The organism is Mesorhizobium sp. YR577 (assembly GCF_900116595.1).
GTDB lineage: Bacteria > Pseudomonadota > Alphaproteobacteria > Rhizobiales > Rhizobiaceae > Mesorhizobium_M.
In genome coordinates this window covers 365189-375119 of sequence record NZ_FPBI01000003.1, presented here as the reverse complement: position 1 = coordinate 375119, position 9931 = coordinate 365189, and the positions used below count along the sequence as shown (strand labels likewise).

General features: G+C 64.1%; 8 protein-coding genes. 4 read left to right on the top strand and 4 right to left on the bottom strand.

What is annotated here, in order from left to right; translation table 11 throughout:
• Positions 1-900: 900 nt before the first annotated feature.
• Positions 901-1980 (top strand): D-alanine--D-alanine ligase family protein, encoded by a 1080-nt coding sequence (locus BM413_RS06965; protein WP_091911702.1) that lies wholly within the window; start codon positions 901-903, stop codon positions 1978-1980.
• Here the strand turns inward: BM413_RS06965 and BM413_RS06960 are convergent.
• A complete protein-coding gene (locus BM413_RS06960) occupies positions 1950-2306 on the bottom strand; it encodes a septal ring lytic transglycosylase RlpA family protein (protein WP_091911700.1) in 357 nt (118 codons plus the stop codon). The two genes, BM413_RS06965 and BM413_RS06960, sit on opposite strands and share 31 nt — an antisense overlap.
• Positions 2307-2518: 212 nt before the next feature.
• On the bottom strand, positions 2519-3763 hold the full coding sequence (locus tag BM413_RS06955; RefSeq protein ID WP_091911698.1) for a TCR/Tet family MFS transporter: 1245 nt from the start codon (positions 3761-3763) through the stop codon (positions 2519-2521).
• Positions 3764-4067: 304 nt separating this feature from the next.
• Here BM413_RS06955 and BM413_RS06950 point away from each other — a divergent pair, with 304 nt between their 5' ends.
• Positions 4068-5516 carry an aldehyde dehydrogenase family protein gene (locus BM413_RS06950; RefSeq protein ID WP_091911697.1) on the top strand — a complete coding sequence of 483 codons (1449 nt, stop codon included), beginning with the start codon at positions 4068-4070 and terminating at the stop codon, positions 5514-5516.
• 97 nt (positions 5517-5613) lie between these two features.
• Here the strand turns inward: BM413_RS06950 and BM413_RS06945 are convergent, their stop codons facing one another.
• Entirely contained in the window at positions 5614-6348 is a 735-nt protein-coding gene (locus BM413_RS06945; RefSeq protein WP_091911695.1) for an MBL fold metallo-hydrolase, read from the bottom strand.
• Positions 6349-6370: 22 nt separating this feature from the next.
• A complete protein-coding gene (locus BM413_RS06940) occupies positions 6371-7618 on the bottom strand; it encodes an NAD(P)/FAD-dependent oxidoreductase (RefSeq protein WP_091911694.1) in 1248 nt (415 codons plus the stop codon).
• Positions 7619-8026: 408 nt separating this feature from the next.
• Here BM413_RS06940 and BM413_RS06935 point away from each other — a divergent pair, with 408 nt between their 5' ends.
• On the top strand, positions 8027-8536 hold the full coding sequence (locus BM413_RS06935; protein WP_091911692.1) for a hypothetical protein: 510 nt from the start codon (positions 8027-8029) through the stop codon (positions 8534-8536).
• A gap of 10 nt (positions 8537-8546) precedes the next feature.
• The gene (locus tag BM413_RS06930; RefSeq protein ID WP_244537784.1) at positions 8547-9851 is read left to right on the top strand and encodes an imelysin family protein; all 1305 of its coding nucleotides are present in this window, start codon (positions 8547-8549) and stop codon (positions 9849-9851) included.
• The last annotated feature ends 80 nt before the right edge of the window (positions 9852-9931 follow it).

Below are 9931 nucleotides of genomic sequence, written 5' to 3'. Positions count from 1 at the left end.
CCTGGTTACCACACCAGGGCGGGAGGTCACCGCCACTCCCCCTTGATCCCGGTTCCAGACCCGGTCCCGCAGGAGCGATGGGGGGATTATGCGGGGGGTGGGAATGAGGGGGATAAATCGGGTGTGAAAAAATGTGTGGGGTGAGCGGAAACAATGGGTTGAGGGGAAATTGGGTGAAAATATTTCCCCCGCTGCGTGAGCTTCGGGTTCGGCAGTTCTGCACCGCTGCGGCCTTCATCGATGGTCCGGCATGGATCCCCGGGTTCTTCGCATTCGCTTCGCTCGTGCTGCGACCCGAGGATGACGAATTGCGTGTTTGGCTCTCGCTAATCGTCAACGCTGGTACGCGGCAGTTACGTCTCCGGCGCGGTAGCCGCACCTGCTGTGCGGCAGTCAACAACGTTTGCGATTAGCGGCACCACCCCTCTCTTCGTCATCCCGGGCGGAGCGAAGCGGAGACCCGGGATCCATGCCGGAATGCAAAAGAGCTTCAGCGGTGCTGAACGCGCGTCAATATCAGGACCGGGCCGTGCTTGACGACGATCAGGCCAATGGGTCCCGGATAACCTCCGCTTCGCTGCGGTTTCCGGGATGACGACTTCATGGCTGTCGCTGCTAATCGCCAAGGTTCCCGCTAAAGGCGCCGCCGTCTCTTCGTCATCCTCGGGCGTAGCACGAGCGAAGCGAAGGGCGGAGACCCGGGGATCCATGCCGGAACGCTGAAGAGCCTCAACGGCGCAGAACGCGCGTCAACATCAGAACCCTGCCCGCAATGGATCGCGCACGACGTCACACCCCACTGTCACGCCAGCGCCCCGCTGAGGTCGATTTCGCGCAAGCCGTTTTCCGGAGCAGTGCGATTCTCGGGCGGCAACACATCCTGCGGGGACCACTCCAAAAATGCCCGACCAGACGCCGACGCTGATCTTCATCTACGAGCCAGAAAAGGCCTGTTTTGACCGGCTGGTGGGCGACGGGTTTCCGGCCGCGCGGGCGGCGGAGATTTCGTCTTATCTGGCGCAGTCGACCGACATTGCGCCGGAGTTCGGCGCAATGGAAACGGCCTGCGCCCGTCGCGGCCTGCGCTTCGAGCCTGTCGCATTGGACGATGCGGCGACGGCACTTGCCGGGCGCGATCCGAAAAACACGCTGGTGTGGACGATCAGCGACGGCATCGCCTATTTTCGCGGCAGCGCCGGCCCTGCTTTGGCGCGGTTGAACGGCCTGCGGACGCTGGGCTCGGACGATTCGCTGTTTGCGCTCTGCCAGGACAAGTTTCGCGCGGGCGCAGTGCTTGGCGCACTGGGTATGCCGGTGCCGCAGGCGGGGCTGGCGCGCGACGGGCGCTGGCTGGTCGAGCCGCCGGCGTCGGTGACGGGCTATTTCGTCAAGCCGAACCGCCTGGGCGCCAAGATCGGCATCTATGCCGACTCACGCTGCGAGACTGCCGGCCATGCGCTGGAGCTCAGCCACCGCGTCTTTGCGGCTTATCGCGACGATGTCGTCGTCCAGCCCTATGTTTCGGGCCGCAATGTGCGGCTGAGTTTCCTCGGGCTGACGTCGGACGCCGGTGCGGAGGCGCTCGGCATTTTCTTCGTCGATTCAGGCGGCGATTTCCAGACCATGGAAGACAGTCTTGCGCTCTATGGCGAGACCGGCGCGGAGGCCAGGGCGACAGGCAGCTATGCCGAGCCGGAACTGGTGCCGGTAGCAGTGAGCCAGCCGGTTGCGGCAGGGCGCATTGGCGCCATCGCAACGCGGCTGATGCAGGTGCTCGGCCTGCGCGATGTGTTCTCGATGGATTTTCGCGTGGAAGCGGACGACACTGTCCACCTCATCGAATTCGAGGTCTGCCCCGGCCTGCCCTGTTTCGATTTCCGCGCCTATTGCAAGGCGCAATGGGGGCTCGAACTGGCCGAGGCGATCGCCGCGACTGCGGCGAATAGGTTTCAGGCCTTGGCCATGCAGACGGCGGTGTGACCCGAGCCGATGAAGCCGAGGCTCCTTGCGGCAGCCTTCGAGACGTCGAGCACGCGGCCCTTGATGAACGGTCCGCGATCGTTGATGCGCACGATGACGCTGCGGCCGTTGTTCTTGTTGGTGACGCGCAGCTTGGTGCCGAAGGGCAGGCTGCGATGCGCGGCGGTCATGGCGGAGGGGTTCATGCGCTCACCGGAGGCGGTCTTGGAGGTGAGGGCGTACCAGGAAGCGCGGCCGCACTGGGCCGAAGCGGTTCCTGCGGAAGCGGCGACCATCAGGCCGGCCGTCATCGTTACCGCGCAGATCGCGGTTCTAGTGATCTTCATCTTTCGGGGAGGGCTCCAAGGTTGGACATGCCCCGAGCCGGTAGGAGCCAAATGTGGCATCAAATGCGGCAAACCTCCGGCAGCTTTGTGACGGAGGAACAACTTTGGAGTCCTTGGGTAATATATTGTCAGGATTTCAGGCGTGATTTCGCTGCTCTGACGCGATTTCCGATAACCTTATCTTAAGCTTGTTGACTGGCCCAACTGCCCTTTCAGGGCAATGCTTCCTCTTCCCGCCGGCCTGCCTGACGCGCCACCGCCCAGCCCAAAATCGCCGCGCACAAGAGCACTGCCGCTGCGATCAGGAAGGACGCGCCGGGATAGGGCAGCCACGAGCCGTCGCGTAGCGTGAAGGCATAGACCGCGCCGAAGAACAGCGGCGAGGCGACGCCGGCAATGCTGGCGACGCTCATATTGGCGCCCTGGAGCTGGCCTTGCTCCGACTCCGAAACACGCCGCGTCATCAGTGATTGCAGCGTCGGCATGGCAAGGCCCCACAAGGCGTTGGGGAACATCGCCAGCGTGAACAGCAGGCCGGTCGGCGCCAGCCCCATGCAGGCGATGCCGACGGCGCCGCCGAACAGGCCGAAGACCATGACGGCGCGGTCGCCGAAGCGCTTGACCGCCGGGCCGACGAGCACGCCCTGCACGATCATGTCGAGCACGCCGACCATCGCCAGCAGTACGCCGACCTCCCAGGCGTGCCAGCCATAGCGATAGGCGGCATAGAGCACGAAGACGGCGGAAAAGACGTGGTGGGCGAAATGCAGCAGGAAGCCGACCACGGCGAGCCCCGAGAGTTCGGGATGCGAGCGCAGCAGCATCATCGCGCCGAATGGATTGGCGCGCCTCCAGGAGAATTTCATGCGCTTGGCAGGCACCAGCGATTCCGGCAGCACGAACAGGCCGTAGAGGAAGGCGATGCCGCTCATGCCGGCGGCGAACCAGAAGGGCGCGCGCGGCGAAATCTCGCCGAGCACGCCGCCGAGCAGCGGGCCGGCGACGAAGCCGGCGCTGAAGGCCGCCCCGATCAGGCCGTAGCCGCGGGCGCGGTCCTCTGGTGCTGTGATGTCGGCCATATAGGCGAAGACCGTGGTGAAGCTCGACGAAGTAATGCCGGCAATGATGCGGCCGAGCGCCAGCCACCACAGGTTCGGCGCCACCGCCATCAGCACATAGTCGGCGGCGAGCCCGACGGTGGAGAGCAGGATCACCGGCCGCCGGCCGTAGCGGTCCGACAGCGAGCCGATGATCGGCGAGGCGACGAACTGCATGCCGGCCCACAGCGCCACGAAGACGCCGTTGATCCATCCGGCCTCGGCATTCGAACCGACGAATTCCTCGATCAGCGAGGGCAGCACCGGAATGATGATGCCCATCGCCACGATGTCGAGCACCGCGGTGACGAGAATGAAGGCGATGGCCGCCTGGCGGCGCGATCCTGACAGGGCTGACATGGCGGTTGCTCGCTTGGGAGCGGATTTATAGGGGGTGCTTCAAACCCCGGCCATCCCGCAGGGTAAAATGTCCTGACAGGATGTGGCAGTTTGGTTGAACCTGTTGCAGGAAACGCGCGACGATTGTGGTTTGTGGCCGAAACCATTGGGCCACAGGCAGGACTCTTGAGCGCCACGGCGAGGTCTGCGATAGCCATGCCATTTGAACCTTGCTTTATGCGTCACTAGCTAAAATGCCGGTCGCACGGACCGCGAGAGTACGAGACGGCGCGACATGCGATGCCGTCGTCAAAAGGAGAGCCCGATGCTGCGCAAGACAGATTTCTTCATCGACGGAAAATGGACTGCCCCGGTCACGCCGAAGGAGCTGGAGGTCATTAATCCTGCCGACGAGCAGGCCTTTGCCGTGATCTCGCTGGGCTCGAGTGCCGATGTCGACAAGGCGGTCGCAGCCGCCCGCAAGGCGTTCGACAGCTGGAGCCGCACCAGCCGCGAAGAGCGCGTCGAATATCTCGAAAAGCTGCTCGAAGCCTACAAGAAGCGCCTGCCCGACATGGCCGGTGCCATCTCCTCGGAAATGGGCGCGCCGATCAAGCTCGCGACCGAATCCCAGGCAGCCGTCGGCGTCAGCCACATCAAGAGCTTCATCCGCACGCTGAAGAATTTCGACTTCGAGCACCGGCTCAGCGATGTTGCCCCCAATGACCGCATCGTCCATGAGCCGATCGGCGTCTGCGGCCTGATCACGCCGTGGAACTGGCCGATGAACCAGGTGACGCTGAAGGTCGTGCCGGCCATCGCCGCAGGCTGCACCGTGGTGCTGAAGCCGTCCGAAATCGCGCCGATGTCGTCGATCGTCTTTGCCGAGATGATGGAAGAGGCAGGCTTCCCCGCCGGCGTCTTCAACATGGTCAATGGCGATGGCCCCACCGTCGGCGAGGCGATGTCGCGCCATCCCGGCATCGACATGATGTCGTTCACCGGCTCGACCCGCGCCGGCATCGCCGTCACCAAGGCGGCTGCCGAGACGGTCAAGCGCGTGACGCTGGAGCTCGGCGGCAAGTCGCCCAACATCGTCTTCGCCGACAGTGACCTTCAGGCTGCCGTGCAGCGCGGTCTTGCCCACTGCTTCGAGAACACCGGCCAGTCCTGCAATGCACCGACCCGCATGCTGGTCGAGCGCTCGGTCTATGATCGCGCCGTCGAAGTCGCCGCCGACTTTGCCAGGAACGCCAAGGTCGGCAATCCGACCGACGACGGCGATCATATCGGCCCGGTCGTCTCGGAAGCGCAGTTCGACAAGATCCAGGGCCTGATCGATGTCGGCATCAAGGAAGGCGCGCGCCTCGTCGCCGGCGGCCTCGGCCGTCCGGAAGGTTTTAACCGCGGCTATTTCGTGCGCCCGACCGTCTTTGCCGACGTCTCGAACGACATGCGCATCGCCCAGGAAGAGGTCTTCGGCCCGGTGCTGACGATGATCCCCTTCGACAGCGAGGAAGACGCCATCGCCATTGCCAATGACACGCCCTACGGCCTGTCGAGCTATATCCAGACGGGCGACGAGGAAAAGGCCCACCGCGTCGCACGCCGCCTGCGCGCCGGCATGGTGCAGATCAACGGCGCCTCGCGCGGCTCGGGCAGCCCGTTCGGCGGCTACAAGCAGTCAGGCCTCGGCCGCGAAGGCGGCAAGTGGGGTCTTGAAGACTTTCTCGAGGTCAAGGCCGTCGCCGGCTGGGGCGCCCAGGAAGCCTGATTGCGTTGGTTGATTGAAATGAAAATGCCCCGCTTTGCGGGGCATTTTTGTTTTGAGGCTTGCGAAGGTGGTTGGGGCTTCTCACCACGCGGCGTTCCTATCCTTCCGCACCCCGCCGCAGATACGCCTCGATGATCTCACCCATGCGCCGGGCATCGAAGCTTGGTCCGTGGCCGCCGTGGCCGATGCTGATCGGCAGGGTCTTCAGCCGTTCCATCGTCTGGCGATAGACGGCGCGGTCGGAGTTGGGCATGTCGTCGAGAAGCTGGGCGTCATAGATGGCGTCGCCGCCGAAGAACAGGCCGCTTTTCTCGTCGATGAGGCCGATGCCGTCGGGTGAATGGCCGGGAAGCTCCAGCACGGTGAAGGAGCGGTCGCCGAGGTCGATCACGTCGCCCTCGGTGAGGATGCGGGTCAGCGGTGCGGGCGTCAGCTGGTAGTCGGCGGGCATCCAGCCCGGCGCAGGCAGCGCGCTGACCGCGTCGTCCAGATGGCGGAACTCATGCGCATAGGTCAGCGCGTCCGGCATTTTGGCGAAGGCTCCAGCCGACTCGCGCGGGCCGAGGCGATGCTCGAACTCGCACAGCGCGCCGACATGATCGAGGTGGATATGCGTCGCCAGCGCCAGGACCGGCTTGCCGGGCGTCAGGTCGAGCACGGGTTTGAGCGGCCGCAGGCCCATGCCGGCGTCGACCAGCAAGTCGGCGTCTCTGCCTTTAACGAGCCAGATGTTGGCGGCGAAATAGGAATGGACGAAAGGCTCCTCGAAGCGTGTGACGACGCTGTCGACCACGGTCTTTCTGAACCACTGTCCGGCCGGTGCAATCTCCATTCCAACCCCGCATTCGTTGAAATCAGGTGGTGGCCTGTGCTTCCTTTTGCGCTTCCATGAAAGCCGCCTTCAGGACGTCGGCTCCCGCTGCCACCGTCTCGGCGTTCGGCGAGAAGCCGGCGCCGAGCATCTTGCGCCCGAGCATATGATCGGCAGGCCGGTTGACGGACTCGATCGCGATCAGCTGGCCGCCGGCATAGTGGTAGACCGAGAACTTGTTGTCGGCCACATCGCCGACGACGAGATTGCGGTCGCTGGCCGAGGCCAGCCCGACCATCTGCAGCTTCATGTCGCCGATATCCGACCAGAACCACGGCACGCTCTGGTAATGGCCCGAATGGCCGGTGATGGTGCGCGCGGCGAGCCTTGCGTGGTCGGTGGCGTTCTGCACCGATTCCAGACGCACATCACTGCGGGAAAACCAGTGGCGGTAGCTGGCGGCATCGCCGATGGCGAGGATTTCGGGCTGCGAGGAGCGCAGCTGGCCGTCAACGCGTATGCCGTTGGCAATGGCGATGCCGGCGGCGTCGGCGAGTTCGACATTGGGCACGACGCCGACGCCGACGATGACCATGCGCGCCGGCAGGCGCTCGCCGGCGGAGGTGACGGCGGCGCTGACATGGCCGTTGTCGCCTTCAAGCCGGTCGATGGTCGTGTTGGTGAGGATGCGGATGCCGGAGGCTTCCAGCCGCTGGCGCACATGCGCCGAGATGGCCGGGGCCACGGCGCGGCCGAGCAGCCGGTCCTGCGCTTCCACCACGGTGACGCGCCGCCCGCCGAGCGCCAGCGTTGCAGCGATTTCGAGGCCGATGAAGCCCCCACCGAGAACGACGACATCCTCGACGCCGGCGCTGCGTTCGCGAATAGCGCGGGCGTCGGCAATGGAGCGCAGCGACAGCACGCCGCCAAGGTCCGAGCCGTTGAGCTTCAGGGTGCGCGGGCGCGAGCCGGTCGCCAGGATCGCATGGTCGAAGACAATCTTCTCCCCGCCGGCGAGATCGAGGCGCTTGGCCGCAAGGTCGATCCGCTCGACGCTCTTGCCGAGCCTGAGGTCGATCTTGCCATTGGCGTAGAAGATTTCGGCACGCAGCACCTGCGGCTGGGCCTGCGCGTCCTTGATGAAGGTCTTGGACAGCGGCGGCTTGTGATAGGGCAGCTCGTTTTCGTCGCCGATCAGCGTCACCGGCCCGTCATAGCCTTCGTCGCGCAGGCTTGCCGCCGCCTGCACCCCGCCATGACCCGCACCGATAATGACTACGCCGTTTTTCATGAATTTTGGTTTCCGGACACAGAATAGGCTTCCACCGCGCCCCCGATCCGTCCCGAACCGACCGGGAAAGCGGCTTCTGGGTCGCACCTGGAATATGGCGGTGTCAAGCGTCCCGCCCCACGACCTCTTGGCCCAGTCGCCATGTGCCCGCGAACCCATGTCCGGTATTAAACTTGATGCTGCTAGTTTAGAATAGTTCTAAGCTATTGATTTATAGTCGTTTTCGTCGAATTTTTATTGACTTTTCGCTTGGCTGGCGTTTTAAGGGCACCATGCCGATGGTGGCATATCCCTTTGATGTTTGGGCCTTGAACCCGTTCGATTGGAGGACTTTGGTGTCTGTTTCTTCTGGTCCGCGCGCTGGCGCGGCACGCTCACGACAGGCGGCAGCAATATGAGAAGCTGCTGATGTCGTTGCGGATTCCTGATTTTGACGCGAGTGGCGGCTGCTATTTCGAGCGCGTTCCCGAAAAGCTGGTGCTTGAGGGTTATCGCCGCTGGATGGCCGGCTTCGAGACCGGCTCGGTAGCCCCCTGGGAGCTGACCTTCGCGCTCTACACCGAGCTTCTCGGCGGCGTCGAAGGCCGTCGCGCGCTGGGCGAGCTTTCCCATTATGTCCGCACGCTGCGGCAGTGCGCTGCCTGCCCGCTGCGCAGCTTTCCCTTCGGCGCCCACCATATCTGCCGCGACGAATGCATGACGCTCGGCCTTATTGCTGCCATCCAGCACAACGATGACGGCGCCGCGCGCGCCTGTCTCGGTGCCATGGCATGCGCGCCGCTGCATGGGCCGATCGGCGAAGCGGCGGCCAGTTTTGCCGATATACTGGCGGGATTTCAGCAATATCTTCTGCCCATCCCGCAAGGCGCAATCGAAGACGTCCTGTCGCGTGCCGCACCCCGCGCCACCGTTCACTGAGGAGAATGAAATGAAAGCCACAATGGTGACGACGCGCAAAGGTGGGCGACTGGCGGCAATCGCGGCAACGGCAGCCCTGACGGCGGCGATCTTCGTCCTGCCGGCCAAGGCAGACACCGACGCCAAGGCGGTGGTGTCCAGCTATGCCGACATCGCGCTTGCCAAATACGAGGATTCGCTGACGACGGCGAAGGCGCTCGACGAGGCGGTTTCCGCGCTCATCGCCAAGCCCTCGGCCGAGACGCTGGAAGCCGCCCGCACCGCCTGGAAGGCAGCGCGCATCCCTTACCAGCAGACCGAGGTCTATCGCTTCGGCAACACCATCGTCGACGACTGGGAAGGCCGCGTGAACTCCTGGCCGCTGGACGAAGGGCTGATCGACTATGTCGACAAGAGCTACGGTACCGAGTCGGACGAAAACACGCTCTACACGGCCAATGTGATCGCCAACAAGGAGATCGAGATCAACGGCCAGAAGGTTGACGCCACGAACATCACGCCGGAGTTCCTGTCGGGCACGCTGCAGGAAGCCGGCGACATCGAGGCCAATGTCGCCACCGGCTATCACGCCATCGAATTCCTGCTCTGGGGCCAGGACCTGAACGGCACCGGCCCCGGCGCCGGCAACCGCCCCTACACCGACTATGACACCGCCAACTGCACCGGCGGCAATTGCGACCGCCGCGCGCAGTATCTGTCGTCGGCCGCAAAACTGCTGGTCAGCGATCTCGAAGAGATGGTCGGCAACTGGGGACCGGAAGGCGAAGCCCGCAAGACGCTGGTCGATGGCGAAGCCAATACTGGCATCTCGGTCATCCTCACCGGCATGGGCTCGCTCTCCTACGGCGAACTGGCCGGCGAGCGCATGAAGCTCGGCCTGTTGCTGCACGATCCGGAAGAGGAGCATGACTGCTTCTCCGACAACACCCATATCTCGCATCTCTATGATGCGGTCGGCATCCGCGACGCCTATCTCGGCAAGTACAAGCGCATCGACGGCTCGGTCGTCGAGGGACCATCGGTTCAGGCGCTGGTGAAGGCTGCCGATCCGGCCATCGACACCGAGCTTTCCGGCAAGCTCGACGCGACTGTTGCCGACATGGAAGCCATCGCCAAGGCTGCCGAAGGCGGCGAGGCCTATGACCAGCAGATCGGCGAAGGCAACACCGAGGGCAATGCCCGCGTGCAGAAGGCGATCGACGCATTGGTCGACCAGACCAAGTCGATCGAGCGTGCCGTCTCGGCCCTCAAGCTGGATACGATCGCCTTCGAAGGTTCCGACAGCCTGGATTCGCCCGACAAGGTGTTCAAGTAAGCCCTGCGGGGTCCCGGCCATGATCCGGCAAAGCCGAAGCCGGTTTTGGGAAGATCATGGTCAAACGGAAGAAAGTTCAA